This is a genomic window from Halorubrum persicum, from assembly GCF_002727125.1.
Classification (GTDB): Archaea; Halobacteriota; Halobacteria; order Halobacteriales; family Haloferacaceae; genus Halorubrum; species Halorubrum persicum.
Genome location: NZ_NHOA01000084.1, coordinates 127,193 through 143,004, shown reverse-complemented (window position 1 = coordinate 143,004; position 15,812 = coordinate 127,193). Strand labels below are relative to the sequence as shown.

At 69.6% G+C, this 15,812-nt stretch carries 16 protein-coding genes; 8 read left to right on the top strand and 8 right to left on the bottom strand.

Annotated features, from left to right (window positions below; translation table 11 throughout):
• Positions 1-109: 109 nt before the first annotated feature.
• Entirely contained in the window at positions 110-1,516 is a 1,407-nt protein-coding gene (locus DJ69_RS10600) for an ATP-binding protein (RefSeq protein ID WP_099255572.1), read from the top strand.
• A 43-nt stretch (positions 1,517-1,559) separates the two neighbouring features.
• Here DJ69_RS10600 and DJ69_RS10595 read toward each other — a convergent pair whose 3' ends face one another.
• Positions 1,560-2,567, bottom strand: coding sequence for a sulfurtransferase (locus DJ69_RS10595; RefSeq protein WP_180271788.1), 1,008 nt, complete (start codon positions 2,565-2,567; stop codon positions 1,560-1,562).
• Positions 2,568-2,720: 153 nt separating this feature from the next.
• Complete coding sequence (locus tag DJ69_RS10590) at positions 2,721-3,296, bottom strand: class I SAM-dependent methyltransferase (RefSeq protein ID WP_099255571.1); 576 nt, start codon at positions 3,294-3,296, stop codon at positions 2,721-2,723.
• An 83-nt stretch (positions 3,297-3,379) separates the two neighbouring features.
• Between DJ69_RS10590 and DJ69_RS10585 the strand changes: the two genes are divergently transcribed.
• Positions 3,380-3,973: a GNAT family N-acetyltransferase gene (locus DJ69_RS10585; protein ID WP_099255570.1), complete on the top strand. Its 594-nt coding sequence runs from the start codon at positions 3,380-3,382 to the stop codon at positions 3,971-3,973.
• A 93-nt stretch (positions 3,974-4,066) separates the two neighbouring features.
• Here the strand turns inward: DJ69_RS10585 and DJ69_RS10580 are convergent, their stop codons facing one another.
• The gene (locus DJ69_RS10580) at positions 4,067-5,107 is read right to left on the bottom strand and encodes an AI-2E family transporter (protein ID WP_099255569.1); all 1,041 of its coding nucleotides are present in this window, start codon (positions 5,105-5,107) and stop codon (positions 4,067-4,069) included.
• 74 nt (positions 5,108-5,181) lie between these two features.
• On the bottom strand, positions 5,182-5,778 hold the full coding sequence (locus DJ69_RS10575) for a DUF6149 family protein (protein ID WP_099255568.1): 597 nt from the start codon (positions 5,776-5,778) through the stop codon (positions 5,182-5,184).
• Positions 5,779-5,896: 118 nt separating this feature from the next.
• Between DJ69_RS10575 and DJ69_RS10570 the strand changes: the two genes are divergently transcribed.
• The 6 genes from DJ69_RS10570 to DJ69_RS10545 all read left to right on the top strand — a co-directional run bounded on the left by DJ69_RS10570 (position 5,897) and on the right by DJ69_RS10545 (position 11,657).
• Positions 5,897-6,475 (top strand): DUF1684 domain-containing protein, encoded by a 579-nt coding sequence (locus DJ69_RS10570; RefSeq protein ID WP_099255567.1) that lies wholly within the window; start codon positions 5,897-5,899, stop codon positions 6,473-6,475.
• A 166-nt stretch (positions 6,476-6,641) separates the two neighbouring features.
• Positions 6,642-7,880 (top strand): NAD(P)/FAD-dependent oxidoreductase, encoded by a 1,239-nt coding sequence (locus tag DJ69_RS10565; RefSeq protein WP_099255566.1) that lies wholly within the window; start codon positions 6,642-6,644, stop codon positions 7,878-7,880.
• Between the two features lie 74 nt (positions 7,881-7,954).
• Entirely contained in the window at positions 7,955-10,180 is a 2,226-nt protein-coding gene (locus DJ69_RS10560) for a PAS domain S-box protein (RefSeq protein ID WP_099255565.1), read from the top strand.
• A gap of 57 nt (positions 10,181-10,237) precedes the next feature.
• Positions 10,238-10,453 carry a hypothetical protein gene (locus DJ69_RS10555; RefSeq protein WP_245851617.1) on the top strand — a complete coding sequence of 72 codons (216 nt, stop codon included), beginning with the start codon at positions 10,238-10,240 and terminating at the stop codon, positions 10,451-10,453.
• 85 nt (positions 10,454-10,538) lie between these two features.
• Positions 10,539-10,955: a DUF7124 domain-containing protein gene (locus DJ69_RS10550; RefSeq protein ID WP_099255564.1), complete on the top strand. Its 417-nt coding sequence runs from the start codon at positions 10,539-10,541 to the stop codon at positions 10,953-10,955.
• 78 nt (positions 10,956-11,033) lie between these two features.
• The gene (locus DJ69_RS10545; RefSeq protein ID WP_099255563.1) at positions 11,034-11,657 is read left to right on the top strand and encodes a MogA/MoaB family molybdenum cofactor biosynthesis protein; all 624 of its coding nucleotides are present in this window, start codon (positions 11,034-11,036) and stop codon (positions 11,655-11,657) included.
• A gap of 50 nt (positions 11,658-11,707) precedes the next feature.
• Here DJ69_RS10545 and trpG read toward each other — a convergent pair whose 3' ends face one another.
• Genes trpG through trpD form a run of 4 tightly spaced genes read right to left on the bottom strand, consistent with a single transcriptional unit; the run spans position 11,708 to position 15,703 of the window.
• Entirely contained in the window at positions 11,708-12,301 is a 594-nt protein-coding gene (gene trpG / locus DJ69_RS10540; RefSeq protein WP_099255562.1) for an anthranilate synthase component II, read from the bottom strand.
• Positions 12,298-13,977, bottom strand: coding sequence for an anthranilate synthase component I (trpE, locus tag DJ69_RS10535; protein WP_099255561.1), 1,680 nt, complete (start codon positions 13,975-13,977; stop codon positions 12,298-12,300). The genes trpG and trpE overlap by 4 nt, the downstream gene beginning before the upstream one ends.
• The gene (locus tag DJ69_RS10530; protein WP_099255560.1) at positions 13,974-14,618 is read right to left on the bottom strand and encodes a phosphoribosylanthranilate isomerase; all 645 of its coding nucleotides are present in this window, start codon (positions 14,616-14,618) and stop codon (positions 13,974-13,976) included. Before DJ69_RS10530 ends, trpE begins: the two co-directional genes overlap by 4 nt.
• Positions 14,618-15,703: an anthranilate phosphoribosyltransferase gene (trpD, locus tag DJ69_RS10525; protein WP_099255559.1), complete on the bottom strand. Its 1,086-nt coding sequence runs from the start codon at positions 15,701-15,703 to the stop codon at positions 14,618-14,620. Before trpD ends, DJ69_RS10530 begins: the two co-directional genes overlap by 1 nt.
• Positions 15,704-15,812 lie beyond the last annotated feature (109 nt).

Sequence of the window (15,812 nt, the reverse complement as noted above, 5' to 3'; positions counted from 1 at the left end):
GGGTCGGTCGGCTGACCTGTCCGCGCGCCGATGTGGTATCCCCTTCGTTCGCCCCGTTCGCGGCCGCGGTCCGACGCGCTTAACCGCCTCCCGCGGCTACGTCGCGCGGATGAGTGACCCGGCGCTCGACGTCGTCGAGTTCGTGTTGACGACGCACCTCTACACCGAGAACCGCGACCTCGACGAGAACGACCTGCCGCCGCGCTTCCGGCAGGTGTTCTGGTCCGACGACGCCGCTGACGACGCACCGGGCGGCGTCGAGCGGCCGCTCAAGGCGACGAGCGAGACAACACGCACCGCGACGGGTGTCGATCACCCGTGGGATGCCGTCTCCGACTTACTCTTCACCCAACGGACGGAGTTCTCCGGAGAGATCTCGCTGACCCAGCCCGCGATGGCGCTGGAGTGGTACCGCGACCACGCCGACGACGATCGGATCGCCCAGAATCCGACGATCGTCGCCGCGCTCGAGCTCGCGGAGGACCTCGACGCCCCCGTGACCCACGAGGCCGCGCGCGACAACGTCCGCCCGATTCAGGCCGACCGAGTCTGGATCGACGCCCTCCTCGAGGAGTACTTCGACGAGGACGAGGACGGCGAGATGCTCGACCTCGTCAACGTGCAGGCCCCCGAGGAGATCGAGACGACGCTCGCCGACCTCGTGCTCACCGGCGATCAGGAGGGCGAGATCCAGAAGATCGTGAAGGCGATCGAACACCGCGAGTACCTCGCGAGCATCGGGCTCCGCGAGATCGGGAAACTGCTGTTCGTCGGTCCGCCGGGGACCGGAAAGACCACCGTCTCGCGGGCGCTCGCCCACGAGCTCGGCATTCCCCTCGTCGAGGTGAAGATGTCGATGATCACGAGTCAGTACCTCGGCGAGACGGCGAAGAACGTCGAGAAGACGTTCGAGGTCGCCAAGCGGCTCTCGCCGTGTATCCTCTTCATCGACGAGTTCGACTCGGTGGCGAAAACCCGGCGCTCCGACGAGCACGCCGCCCTGAAGCGCGCGGTCAACACCCTCCTCAAATCGATCGACGAGGTGTCGCTCGTGCGCGACGAGGTCCTCCTCATCGGCGCCACGAACCACCCGGACCAGCTCGACGCGGCGGCGTGGCGCCGCTTCGACGAGATCGTCAACTTCCCCAAACCCGACCGCGACATGCGCGCGGACATCCTCCGTGTCGTCACCCGCGAGATGCAGATCGCCGACTTCGACCCCGACGAGGTCGCCGACCGCACCAGCGGTCTCACTGGGTCTGACCTCCGGATGGTGCTCCGGGAGGCCGTCCTCGGTGCGCTCACGGAAGACCGGATGACGATCACGCAGGAGGACGTGATGGAGGCCGTCGAGGACTTCGAGGAGCGCGACAACCTGAAGAACATGGACATGATCGACGGCGAGGGCGCGGAGGTGCTCGGCGAGACGGACCCGGAGGGGCAGGACCACACGCACGACGAAGGGGCCGACGACGCCGCCCACGACCACGGCGCGCACAGCCACTCGCACGACTGAGACGCGACCGATCGGGACGCCGCGTCGCACGCGGGACGCCGCCTTACGCGAACGTGTCGACGACCGTTCCCGTCTCCTCGCCGGTGGTGTAGTAGTAGCCGTCGGCCTCGGAGAGCGTCCCCCAGTCGGCCCAGCTCCCCTCGTAGTTGCGCACGTCCTCCCAGCCGAGCTGATCGAGGACGAACCAGCCGACCGACGCGCGGATCGCGGTCTGACAGTAGGCGACCGCCGTCTCGTCGGGCGAGATACCGGCGTCGTCGATCCACAGCGTCTCCAGCTCTTCTGGCGAGCGGAGCCGCCCCGCCTCGCCGTCGATGCTCTGGACGAAGTTGAGGTTGGTCGCGCCGGTGACGTGGCCGAACCGGTCGAGATCGCCCCGCTCGTCGACGCCCCAGTACTCCTCGGGCGAGCGCATGTCGAGGATCGGAATCGCGGCGCCGTCCTCGTCGACGTTGCCAGCGACGAACTCCCGCGTCGCCACCACGCTCGTGTCGAGGTCGGGTTCGTAGGTGGCTTCCTGCGCCTCGGGCGCGTCCGAGACGGTCTCGCCGCCGGCGGCGTCCCAGACGGTGAACCCGCCGTCGAGCAGACTCACCTGCCCCTCGTGGCCGAGCGCGTTGAGGGTGTAGATGGCGTACGTCTCCCAGAGGTTCGACTCCGCGCCGTACACCACGACGTCGTCGCCGCGCTCGATCCCCGCCTCGGAGAGCGTCCACGCGATCGCCTCCGGCGAGACCTCGAACCCGTCGGGGGTCTCCTCGGCGTAGCTGTCCAGCATCTCGGAGTCCGGGAAGTGGTACGCGCCGGGGATCCGACTCTCGCTGAACGCCTCCTCGTCGCGGGCGTCGAGCAGGTGAACGTCGTCGAGGTTCGACTCGAGCCACTGACTGTCGACGACGCCGTCGAACTCGGCCGCGGCGGGCGTCGTGTACGCCGCGGGCCGGTCGCCGTCGCCGTCAGTCGACCCGAGACAGCCGGCCGTCGCCGCGAGCGCCGCGCCTGCCGAAGCCAACACCGATCGTCTGGAGGTCCGCGTGGATCTGTCGTCCATTCGCTCGTCGCTTGCGCTGTGACCCCGATAACCCTGTTAGTCAAGGCCCGTGTTACCGTCGGCTCCGACGAGGACCGGGCCGGCGTCCCCGTCACCGGACACACTTGCGAGGGCCGAGAGCTTCGCGGCGACGGGCGGTTCCGACCGACCGGCTCACTCCCGGACGCCGACGACCGTGTAGCCGAACCCGCGGTCGACGATCCGCGGGTCGAATCCGGCGTCGACGAGCGCCGCGGCGAGCTCGTCCGGCGCCCGGAACCGCGACTCCATCCCGATCGCGCGCTCGCTCGCGGCGAGGACCCGCCCCAGCGGGTGTGTCGGGTCGAACTCCCGGATGACGAGCGCGCCGCCGGGCGCGAGCACGCGCGCGACCTCGTCGATCGCGGCCGTCTGGTCGGGCAGGTGGTGGAACGCGTCGACGACCGTCGCGGCGTCGACCGACCCGTCGCGGAGCGGAAGCCGCCCCGCGTCCCCGGCGACGACCGAGCGGTCGCGGTGTTCGCGAGCGCGCGCCAGCATCGCGAGCGAGGCGTCGACGACGGTGATCTCGGGGCCGGTCAGCGCGGCCGCGGCGCGCCCGGAGCCGCCGCCGACGTCGATCAGCCTGTCGATCGGCCGCGTCGCGTGCGCGAGCCCCGCCGCCAGCGCCTCGCCGTCGGCCGGCGGCATGACGCGGTCGTACAGCGGGGCGATCCGGTCGAAGAAGCGAACGTCGCCGAGACCGTACATGACGGTGATCGACGGCGGAGCCAACTAAAAGGCGGTCGTCCCGACCCCGCGTTCATTTATCCGAGCGAGCCGTATCGGTCGGCATGGAGTACGCGTTCCTCGGCGGCCCGGACGCGGGGGTGACGCTGCGGCTCGACTACCGGACGTTCGCCTACGCCGGCAAGTTCGTCGTCGGCGCCCCGGGAAAGGCGGTGCTGCGGACCGCCGACGGCTCGCCGGCGGTGCCGGACTGGGTGCCGGAGGAGCCCCTCCCGCCGACCGTCGACGCGGACGAGTTCGACGAGGACGTGGCCGCGGCGGTCTCCTTCTCGCCGGACCGGACCGACCCCGACTGCTGTCGGCTCCGGTACGTCACCGTCCACGTCGCGCGCCGCGGCGAGGGGCTCGGGCCGCGACTGATCGACCGAACCGTCTCCCGGCTCGCGACCGACGGGTACGACCGGGTGCGGATCGCGGTCAACAACCCGTTCGCCTACGCGGCGCTCTCAAAGTCCGGCTTCGCGTACACGGGCGAGCGGACCGGGATCGCCGAGCTGGAGCTGGAGCGCCCGGCCGCCGAGCCGGCGCCGGGAAGCGACGTTGGCGATGAGCGGTACCGGGCGGGCCTGCGCGCCTTCCGCGACGGCGACCGCGACCTCGACCCGGTGGAACGGGAGTTCATCGCGGCGCGGCTCTGAGCGCCCCGCGGCAGCGGTGGGCACGGTTGCAGCTGTGGGTACGATGATTGACGACACGCGCGTCGCGAGCGAGGGGACAAACCGGCCCCGCCGCTAAATCACGTCGTAATCCTCCCGGAACGTCTCCAGCGTGGCCGCGAGCACCCCGATGACGATGGGACCGACGAACAGCCCGGTGAAGCCGACGGAGTAGATCCCGCCGAACACGCCGAGGAGTATCACGGCCGGGTTGAGGTGGGCCTGCTGGTCGATAACGATCGGGCGCGCGTAGTTGTCCACCATCGCGATGACGAGGACCCCGTACACCGCGAGCAACGCCCCGGCGGCCACCTCGTCGATCGCGACGAGGTACGCCGCCGCCGGCCCCCAGACGAAGAACGCTCCGACCAGCGGCACCAACGCCAACACCGCCATCACGAAGGTCCAGAAGACGACGTTCGGGATCCCGGCCGCCCAGAGCCCGAGCCCCGCGACCAGCGCCTGCAGCAGCGCCACGACGATGTGGCCGATCACGACCCCGCGGGTCATCGCGTCGACGCGGTCGACGAGGTCAGACGTGACGTTCGACGGGAGCGGGCTCGTCTGGCGGAGCCACCCGATGAACGCCGGCCCGTCGAGGAGGGTGTAGTAGACCAGGAACACCGCCAGCGAGAGCCCGACCGACGCGCGGATCGCGGTGGTGACGATCCCACCCACCCCGCCGAACAGCGTGTTCGCGAGCACCTGTCCGGCCGTCGCGAGCATCTCGCCGACCTCGATCTGCTCGCCCGTGAGCGCCGCGAGCTCCGTCTCGATGGCCGCGACGTCGATGCCGGTGTTCCCCCGCGCGATCGCCGTGAGATCGCGGACGAACACCCACGAGATGTACGCGAGCGGCAGGATGACGGCGACGATCGACGAGAGAATCAGAAACAGCGCGGACAGCATGTTCCCCAGCCGGTGTGACATCGACTCGCGAACCCGACCGGCGAGCACCGTTCGGAACCGCCGCGAGAGGCGCGCGTGGAACGGGTAGAGGACGTACGCGAGGATCGCGGAGGCGATGACGTACTCGATGAAGGGGCTGATGATGAAGATCGTCAGGACTGTGACCGATCCGATGAGGAGGAGGAGAAACGATTGCCCGCGGTTCATGTCAGCCACTCACGCCGGTAACGTATAAACGTGGGCGGGGTCGGTCGCGTCGGCAGCGGGGCCGTCGGTGCCGGTCAGGCGCTCGCTTCGTCCTCGTCGAGCCCGGGCGCGGCGGACGGATCGACCTCGTCGGGCTCCTCGGTCTCGCCGCCGACGACCGTCTCCCCGTCGTCGGTCTCGACGTACACGTCGTCGGCGAAGCCGGCGAGCGCGTTCTCGTACTCCGGCGTCTCCAGCTTCTCGGGCGTTTCGGGGGCGTCGACGACGCCCGCCTCGGGGACGAACTCGCCGAGCGGGTCGTCGATCGTGATCCCGTGGTCGGTGAAGAAGGACTCGTAGCGCCGGTAGTGCTCTTCCAGCTCGTCGCCGGGGATCTCCATCATCTCCGTCCAGCCGTGGTTGAAGAAGTCGAAGTTGGCCTGGACGTGGGTGATCTCGCGGGCCTCCGCCTCCGGAAAGCCCGCCTCCAAGGCGGCGACGTAGGTGTCCATCGTCGCGTCGAAGAAGCTGTCGAGGTGAGCGCGCCGCTCCTCGCGGCGGTCCTCGTCGGCCTTGTTGAGGAAGATGCTCGTGTGGAGATCGACGAGCTTGTCGTTCGCCACGTCCCCGACGACCGGCGTCGTCAGCGCCTTCTTGGCGGCCCAGTGACGGATGTTCTGCCGGATCTTCATAACGCTCGTTGGGGGGCGACGACCTTGAATCTGTGGCGACGCGACCGCGTCTCGGCCTCCCAGCGCCGCTGCTCGCCCCCGACGAAAGCGTTATTGCACGAAATACACAATATAGTGTATGAACGAAATGACTCCCGAGGAGGACTGGGCCGCACAGATCGAGGCGGAGCGGCAGGCGAAGATCGAGCAGTTCCGCGACTCGGGGCGGTCGCCGCTCCCGGTTTCGATGCGCGGAGACGCCTTCCCCGGGCTCGAATACTTCGACCCGGACCCCGCGTACCGGTTCGTCGCTCCCCTTCACGAACACGACGAGAAGGAGACGGTCACCGTCGAAACGACCGCCGACGGCGAGCAGACGTACCGGCGCTGGGGGGAGTTCCGCCTCGACGTTGACGGCGAACCCGTCGTCGTGCAGGCGTACCGCCCGGCCGACGGCGCCGACCGCTTCTGGGTCCCCTTCCGCGATGAGACCAACGGCGAGGAGACGTACGGCGCGGGTCGATACATGGACTTAGAACCCGGTCGGGACCGCGTCGACGGCGAGTGGGTGGTCGATTTCAACGTCGCGTACAACCCGACGTGCGCCTACAACCACGCGTACGAGTGCCCGCTCATTCCCGCGGAGAACTGGCTGGACGTTGCGATCGAAGCGGGCGAGAAGGCGTTCCCCGCCGAGCCCGCGGGCGCCGACCGTTGACGCGGTCCGGCGCGGTGCCGAACGTCCCCGAGTCAGACCGGTCTGCGCCGTGCGAGTTCGCGCCGAGGGATCGTCTATCGCCCCGTCGGGAGCGCTTTGCGGGGGCTTAGCACGGTTCCAGCCGCGGATGACAACCCACATTAACCATGAATCCGAACGCCCGCGTATGAGCGATTCGTACGTGATCATCGGTGATGGTATCGCGGGCGCGTCCGCGGCCGAGACGCTCCGCGAGGAAGCCCCCGACGCCGAGATCACGGTTCTCACGGACGAGGGTGAGTCCCTCTACAACCGGATCCTGATCAAGGAGTACGCGAAGGGGAAACTCCCCGAAGCCCCGATCTCGATCCACCAGGAATCGTGGTACGACGACCACGACGTCGACCTCCGGCTCAACACGGTCGTCGTCGACATCGACGTCGAGAACGACGCGGTCCACACTCACGAGGGCGAGACATTCGAGTACGACTCCCTGCTGGTGGCGATCGGGGGCACTCCCCAGCAGCTCCCGGTCGAAAACGCGGACGCCGACGGGATCCACCACTTCTGGACGTTCCAAGACGCCCGGCGGATCAAAGAGAGCGTCGAGGACGCCGAACAGGCGGTCATCGTCGGCGCCGGGCTCTTGGGCATCGACTTCGCGGCGATCTGCGGCGCGCAGGACGTCGAGGCCAAGTACCTGATGCGCGGTGACAACTGGTGGCGCTACGCCCTCTCCGAGGAGGGCGCGGAGATCATGCACGACGCGATGCGCGAGTGCGGCGTCGAGCCCGTCTTCGGCTCCGGCGTCGACCACTTCGAAGTCGACGACGACGGCCACGTCACGGCCGCGATCGACCCGAACGGCGAGCGCTACGAGTGCGACTTCGCCGGCGTCGCCATCGGACTCGACTTCAACACCGAGCTCGTTCAGGACACGCCGCTGGAGACCGATGACGGCATCGTCGTCGACGAGTTCATGCGCACCAACGTCGACAACGTGTTCGCCGCGGGGGATATCACCACGTTCAACGACCTGATCCTCGGCGAGCGGGCGAAAAACGGCTCGTGGGGGTCGGCCAAGGAGCAGGGGACGATCGCCGCCCGCAACATGATCGACTACGGGTGCGAGGAGTTCGAGTGGGTCTCCTCGTACTCGATCACCCACTTCGACTTCCCGTTCCTCTCGTTTGGCCACCCGACGCTCGGCGACGACTCCGTCGAGGCGACCACGGCGGAGGGCGAGTGGCGCCGCGTCGCGCTGAAGGACGGCAAGATCGTCGGCGGCGTGCTCATCGGCGACCTCTCGCCGCAGTCCGCGTTCAAACAGCTCATGCGCGAGGGTCGCGACGTGAGCGACCAGACGGATGTCCTGATGGAGCCCGGCTTCTCCGTCGACGACCTGGCCGCGCCGACCGAGCAGTAACCCCAGTCGCGGCGCCGCGGGGGGCGTCCGTCGTCCAGCAGCCTTTCCCGGCTGTGTCTCTTTCGTTCTATTAGATGTCCCGTGGAGCCTCTACCAATAGCCCGCCGACGCCGGGAGACGGATTCTTCCGGTCGTTCGTTCAGGGGTGTTCTGATCCGGTCCTCTCGATCGACGACGGGGGTCGGATCGTCTACGCGAACCCGGCGACCGAGTCAGCAATCGGATACGCTCCCGACGATCTCCGCGGTCGCCGCCTCGCGTCGCTGATCGACGACGACACCTCGGACGAGGGGACGCACTGGCTCCGCGGACGGTTCGAATCTCCCGACGGCCTCGGTGGCGCCGGCCACGTCGCCGTCCCGATGGCGCGCGCGGACGGCGGAACGACGACGTTCTCGGCGACGTTTCACGAACACGAGGGGCTCGACCACGCTCGCGCGGCCGACCAGTCGGCGGGATCGACCGTGTACACCGGCGTGTTCCGCGACGGTGTCGAGTCGGCGTCCGAGCGCGAGCGGAAGACGTTCCGCAACCTCATCGAACACGCCGGCCACGCCGTCTACGTGACAGATACGAGCGGCACGATCCAGTACGTCAACCCGGCGTTCACCGAACACACCGGCTACGAACCCGCCGACGTGGTCGGGGAGACGCCGGCGATACTCAAATCCGGTGAGATGTCGGACGAGTACTACGAGTCGCTGTGGTCGACGCTCATGGCCGGCGATGTGTGGGAAGAGGAGATCGTCGACCAGCGGAAGGACGGGAGCCGCTACCACGCCCACCAGACGATCGCGCCCGTGACGGACGAGCAGGGGACGGTCTCGCGGTTCGTCGCGATACAGATCGACATCAGCGACCGCAAGGCGGCGATGGGGCGGTTGAAGCAGTACCGTGACATCGTCGAACAGCTCGACGACCCGGTTTTGCTACAGGATCTCGACGGGGGGTTCGAGCTGTGCAACGAGGCGGTCTGCGAGCTCGCGGGGAAGCGCCGGGAAGCGCTCTACGGGACCGACGAGTTCGCGTTCATGGACGACGAGACGGCCGCCGAGATCGAAGCGCACCGCCAGTCGGTGATCGAAACGGAGTCGGTCGCCGAGTACGAGGTCTCTCCGGACTTCCCGCAGAGCGACCGAGAGCCGACGTTCAGCACGCAGCGGTACCCCTACTACGACGGCGACGGCGAGCTCTCGGGAACGTTCGCCGTCTGTCGCGACGTGACCGAGATCAAGGCGCGCGAGGCCGAGCTGGAGCAGTACGAGCGCGCGGTCGAGGGGGCGACGGATCTCATCGCGGCCGTCGATCGCGAGGGGCAATTCCTCTTTGCGAACCAGCAGTACCGCGCCTACCACGACATCGGCATCGACGAGGAGATTGCCGAACTGGCCCTCGAGGACATCGTGGACGACGAGCAGTACGCCGATGTGCAGCGCTACGTTGACCGGACCCTCGACGGGCGGAACGTCGAGTACCGAACGACGCGAGTCCACCCGAACCGCGGGAAGCGGACGCTCGACGTTCGGTACTACGCCCTCGTGAACCCCGCCGAGGACGACGACGGAGTCGCCGGTGTCGTCGGCGTCCTCCGAGACGTGACCGACAGCGAGAGCCGGGCGCGCCAGCTCCGCGTCGTCGACCGGGTCCTCCAGCACAACCTCCGGAACGCGCTGACGGTGATCCGCGGTCGGGCGGAGCAGGTTGCGGAGCTCGACGTGCCGCAGACGGGCTCCGGTGCGGAGACCGCCGTCGACGTCTCTGGTGCCGCCTCGGATATCGTTAACCGGGCCAACGCGCTCCTCTCGACGAGCGAGAAGTCCCACCACATCACCGAGATCCTCGGCGACGCGTCCGAGCGGGAGCCGGTCGATGTCGGTCGCGTCGTCGAACAGCTCGGGTCGGTTGTCGAGACGGAGTTCCCCGCGGCCGAAGTGTCGATCTCGGTCCCGGACGACCCGGCGATCGCCTCGGTGACGACGTGGATCGACCGCGCGCTGGGCGAGCTGATCCGGAACGCGATCGAACACCACGACCGAAAGCGACCGGTCGTCGACGTCGCGGTGGAAGCGAAGCCGGGGGCGGTCGAGGTCCGCATCGCCGACGACGGCCCCGGGCTGACGGACATGGACCGGGACGTGCTCGAGACCGGGCAGGCCGTGGAAGCGCTGTACCACGGGAGCGGACTCGGTCTGTGGCTCGTCTACTGGGTCGTCCAGCGGTCGGGCGGGTCGGCGACCGCCCGCGACGCCGACCCCCGCGGGACCGTCGTCACGCTCACGTTACCGCGAGCGCCCCGATAGGGCTCGCCCGGTGGACGCCCCACAACGTTTATGATAAATAGTGTCATATGGTACCACATGCCACTTCGAGAGACGAACAGGTGTATCCGCCTGCGGCGCACCGGAATGGTCCCGTCCGACGCGCGGGTCCGCCACTACGACGAACTCGACGAGGAGACGCAGGTCACCGTCCGCGAGCTCGCGGGGCGGCCACAGACGGCGCCGGAGGTTGACGACCTCGACGACGGCGACGTGGTGAAGTTCACCGACTACTACGAGGTCCGCGCCCGCTGAGTCGTCGGCTGTCGGCCTCGCGTGGGGCCGACGGTGACGGCCCGGGAAGCGAAGTTGTTTTCGCCCGCCGCGAGAACACCGATCCATGGACAGTGGCGGATCTACCGACATGACGCTGGCGTTCGAGCTGGAGGCGTTGAAGGCCCTCGCGGACCCCAATGACGTGTTCAACAACGCCCGGCAGTGGACGGAGTACGTCGGCGTGGTCAGCGAGAAGCCGACCTACGTCGTCACGAACTTCACCCGCAAACACCGCGTGCGCCAGGACTTCTTCTCGGGGCCGCGCGGCGTCGAGGAGAGCCTGGAGAACATCGCCCAGCAGTTCGACACGGACCGGCACGTGTTCGTCGGCGTCGACGAGGAGGACGAGGCCCTCGCCGAGGCGACCGGCTGGGAGTTCCTCCACGTCGAGGACGCGGCCGACGCCGCGGGCTGGATCCTCGCCAGCGGGGAGGACGAGTCGGAGCCCGCCCCCGACACGTCGCGCGACGACTGGCCCTGAACGGCGGTCCGCCGGCTGCGGGTCGATCGGCCGTCACGTCGGAGAGGTGTTTTCACCGTCGACGGGATACGTGGTGTCATGAGCGACGCGCACGACCACGGCGAGGAGGACGACGCGCACGACCACGGCGAGGGAGACGACGCGCACGATCACGGTCACCACCACCACGACGCCGACACCGTCTCGATCGCGCTCGTCACGGTGTCTTCTTCTCGGTCGTTGGACGACGACCCCTCCGGCGAGTACCTCGTCTCCGCGTTCGAGGAGGCCGGCCACGAGATTGCCGTCCGCGAGCTCGTTCCAGACGAGTACGACAGCGTGCAGGGGGCCGTCGACAGGTTGGCACGGCGGAAGGACACCGACGCGGTCGTGACCACCGGCGGGACCGGCGTGACGCCGGACGACGTGACCCCGGAGGCCGTGAAAGGGCTCTTCGCGAAGACGCTGCCCGGCTTCGGCGAACTGTTCCGACGGCTTTCGTACGAGGAGGTCGGGACGCGCACGATCGGCTCGCGGGCGATCGCCGGCGTCGTCTCCGCCACCCCCGTCTTCTGTCTGCCCGGATCGGAGAACGCGGTCCGGCTCGGCGCCGATGAAGTGATTCTCCCCGAGATCGAGCACCTCGTCGGGCTCGCCGGGCGGGGCGTGGAAGAGGATGGGGATACGGAGGGCGACGACGGGGAGACTGCAGACACCGAGTAGCGGCGGAGATCGGGAAGGTTGCCGCTCCGGTTAAGAGGTCGCCGCCCCGGTCAAACCGACGCGAGGAAGTTCCGGATCAGGTCGTGGCCGGCGGCGGTCAACACGCTTTCGGGGTGGAACTGCACCGCCTCGATCGGGTAGTCGCGGTGGCGGATCCCCATCACGATCTCCGCGCCCTCGTGGTCCGTGGTGGCGGTTATCTCGAAGGCGTCGGGCACCTCGGTGGCGGCCAGCGAGTGGTAGCGCCCGGCGCGGAACCCCTGGTCGAGCCCCGCGAACACGCCCTCGCCGTCGTGGTCGACGGGGAACGCCTTGCCGTGGATCGGCTCGGGGGCGTGGCCGACGCTCCCGCCGTACTCGTAGACGGCGGCTTCGAGGCCGAGACAGACGCCGAGCGTCGGGACCTCGGGGGCGAGCTCGCGCAACACCGCCATCGTCACCCCCACGTCGCGCTCGTTCTTCGGGTGTCCCGGGCCGGGGCTGATGAGGGTCGCGTCCGGGTCGGCGTCCGCGATCGTCGACAGCGACGCGGTGTTTTTGAACACGGCTACGTCGATCGCCTCGCCGTCGAGCGGCTGGTCGGAGACGTACTCGACGAGGTTGTAGGTGAACGAGTCGAAGTTGTCGACGACGACGACCTTCATTCGTCGACCTCCGTGCCGGCGGGGAGGGGGTCGTCCGCGGCGCCGTCGCCGGCGGCGGCGTCCTCCCGGATCCGGTCGATCGCGGTCAACACGCCGTCCATCTTCTGTTCGGTCTCCTCGTACTCGGCGGCCGGGTCGGAGTCGGCGACGAGCCCGGCGCCGGCGCGAACGGTCACCGCGGTCTCGTTCGGGCTGCGCGCGTCCGGCGGCGACTCGTCGAGCGTCGCGGTCCGGATCACGATGGCGAAGTCGGCGTCGCCGGTCCACGCGTAGTAGCCGACGCCGCCGCCGTACGCCTCCCGCGGGGTCGTCTCCAGCTCTTCGATGATCTCCATCGCGCGCACCTTCGGCGCGCCCGTGAGGGTGCCCGCGGGGAACGTCGCGCGCGTCGCGTCGAAGGCGTCGGAGCCGGACGCCAGCGTCCCCGTCACGGTCGATTCGATGTGCTGGACGTGGCTGTACTTCAGCACGTTCATGAACTCCTCGACGCGGACCGACCCCGCCTCCGAGACGCGCCGCACGTCGTTGCGCGCGAGGTCGACGAGCATCGTGTGCTCGGCGCGCTCCTTCGGGTCGGCGAGCATCTCGCCCGCGAGCCGGCGGTCCTCGACCGGGCTGGTCCCCCGCGGACAGGTGCCGGCGATCGGGTTCGAGACGACCCGGTCGCCCCGCACCGACACCAGCGTCTCCGGGCTCGCGCCGACGATGCTGCGGTCGTCGTGGCGCAGGACGTACATGTACGGCGAGGGGTTCACCTCGCGCAGCGCCGCGTACAGCCCCAGCGAGTCGACCTCCCCGCGAAGCTCGCGGCTCCGAGAGATCACGCCCTGGTAGATGTCGCCGTCGAGGACGCGCTGTTTGGCCGTCCGCACCGCCTCCTCGTACGCCTCGCGGGGGTCGGCGGACTCGTCGTCCACGCGGATCCCGTCGGGCGCGGGCGGGGACGCCTCCCGGAGCGCTTCGCCGACCCGCTCCGCCTCGGCGACGAGGTCGTCGTAGACGGCCGCGGGGTCGTCGTCGACGCCGACGACGGGAGTGAACACGAGATCGACGGTCCCCTCCTTGTCGTCGAAGACGACGGTCCGGGTCGTCAGCGCGAACTCGGCGTCCGGAAACTCGGTCTCCGGGCGGTCGACGCCGACCTCGTCCAGCCAGAGGTCGTAGACGGCTTCGTACGCGAGGAACCCGACGAACCCCCCCGAGAGGATCTGCCGGTCGGTGTCCGGGAAGCCGCGCAGGCTCACGTCCGGGAACGCCGCCCGGATCCGGTCGATCGCGTCGCCGGCGTCGGGGCCGAGATCGGTGCCCGAACCGCCGCGGTCCGCGTCCTCCCCGAGGAACGCCGCGGCGGGGCCGAGTCGGGTCACGTCCGTCCGGTCGGGGTGGACCGAGACGATCGCCTCGGGGTCGTAGCCGACGAACGAGTAGCGGGCGTGTTTGTCGGCGTCGCCGTCGGCGGTGAAGGCGCCGTCGGGATCGCTGGAGGCGACCTTCTCCCCCGACTCCAGGAGGAACCCGTACGGGCCCTCCCCGACCAGCGTCGCGTACGCTGCGAGCGGCGTGACGTCGGGGTCGAGCGACGCGGACGCGCGGACCACAACCGGCTTCTCGGCGTCGGCCGCGAGGTCGACGAAGTCGGCCTTCGAGCGGTCGAGCGGCGTCGACGCCTCCGTCATGCCAGCTCCATCTCGCGGCCCGCGTTCGCCACGAAGCGGGCCACCGCGTTGTGGTCTTTCCGCCCGTCGGACAGTTCGACGCCGGAGGCCACGTCGACCGCGAACGGGCCGGCGGCGCGAACCGCCTCGGCGACGTTGTCGGCCGTGAGCCCGCCGGCGAGGACCACCGGCGACGTGAGCCGGTCGGCGAGGTCGCCGGCCCGCTCCCAGTCGTGCGTCTCGCCGGTGCCGCCCGCGCCGGACTCGTCGGTCGAGTCGATCACGAGCGCGTCGGCGACCGCGTCGAACTCCTCGGCCCGCGCCGGGTCGTCGGCGTCGACCGCGAGCAGCACTTTCCGCTCCGTCTCCGCGCGGATGTACCGGATCTCGTCGGGGGTCCACTCGCCGTGGAGCTGGACGGCGTCGGGAGCGACCGTCCGGAGGAGTTCGACCGCGCGCTCGGCGGATTCGGGCATGGTGACGAGCGTCGCGGTGACGAAGGGGGGCACGTCCGCGAGCAGCTCCGCGGCGGTCGCCGCGTCGACCTCGCGCGGGGAGTCGACGGGGACCTCAGCGATGACCCCCACCGCGTCGGCGCCGGCGTCGACCGCGGCCCGGAGGTCCGCGCCCCGGGTGAGCCCGCAGATCTTCACCCGCGCCATCAGTCGTCGTCCTCCGGGCCGACGGCCGTTGATGCGGCCCCGGCGTCCGCGGCGGCCGCCTCGCCGCTGTCCGCCACCGCCCCCTCGTCACCGCAGAGGGCCGCGAACTTCTCCGCGGCCGCGCCGGCGTCGATCGCCTCGGCCGCGCGCTCGACGCCCGCCGCGAGCGTGTCGGCCTCGCCGGCGACGTAGATCGCCGCGCCCGCGTTCGCCAGCACGAGGTCGCGTTTAGGGCCCGTCACGGAGCCGTCGACGATCCCGCGGAGGTCGGCCGCGTTCTCCTCGGGCGTCCCGCCCGAGACGTCCTCGATCGGGGCGCGGTCGAGGCCCAGATCGTCGGGGGTGATGGTGAACTCCCGCACCTCGTCGCCGTCGATCTCGGCGGCGACCGTCTCGTCGTGGATCCCGATCTCGTCCATTCCCGCGCCGTGGACGACGAGGGCGCGCTCGACGGGCATGTGCGCGAGCGACCGCGCGATGAGGGTGACCAGCTCCGGGTCGTACACGCCGAGCACCTGCGCGTCGGCGCCGGCGGGGTTGGTGAGCGGCCCGAGCACGTTGAAGATCGTCCGCATCCCGAGCTCCTTCCGGGGGGCGATGACGGCCTTCATCGCCGGGTGGAACACCGGCGCGAGCATGAACCCGATCCCGTCGTCCTCGATGGCGTCCTCGACCGCCGGCGGCTCGGCCTCGATGTCGGCCCCGGCGACCTCCAACACGTCGGCGCTCCCGGAGGAGGAGGAGACCGAGTAGTTACCGTGTTTGGCGACCGGGACGCCGGCGCCCGCGGCCACGATCGCGGCCGTCGTCGAGACGTTGATCGTGTCGTAGTCGTCGCCCCCGGTCCCGCAGGTGTCCACGAGCGGCTCCCGGTCGGGCTCGATCGTCCGCGCGGCGCTGCGCATCCCCTGCGCGAACCCCGCGATCTCCGCCTCCGTCTCCCCCTTCGCGCGGAGCGCGGCGAGCAGCGCGCCGATCTGCGCGTCGGTCGCCTCCTCGAAGACGAGCCGCGCGGCCTCGCGCGCCTCGTCGACCGTCAGGTCCGCCCCGTCCGTCACGTGCTCGACCGTGTCGTTGATATTCATTGTGTACACCGATGTAGTGTTCCGCGTTGTGATGTACAAGTATGTACATCGGTATAACGCTGTCGCCGGGGCGGGAACCGATAGCACGCGACAGGAAGGGGTGAGAGAC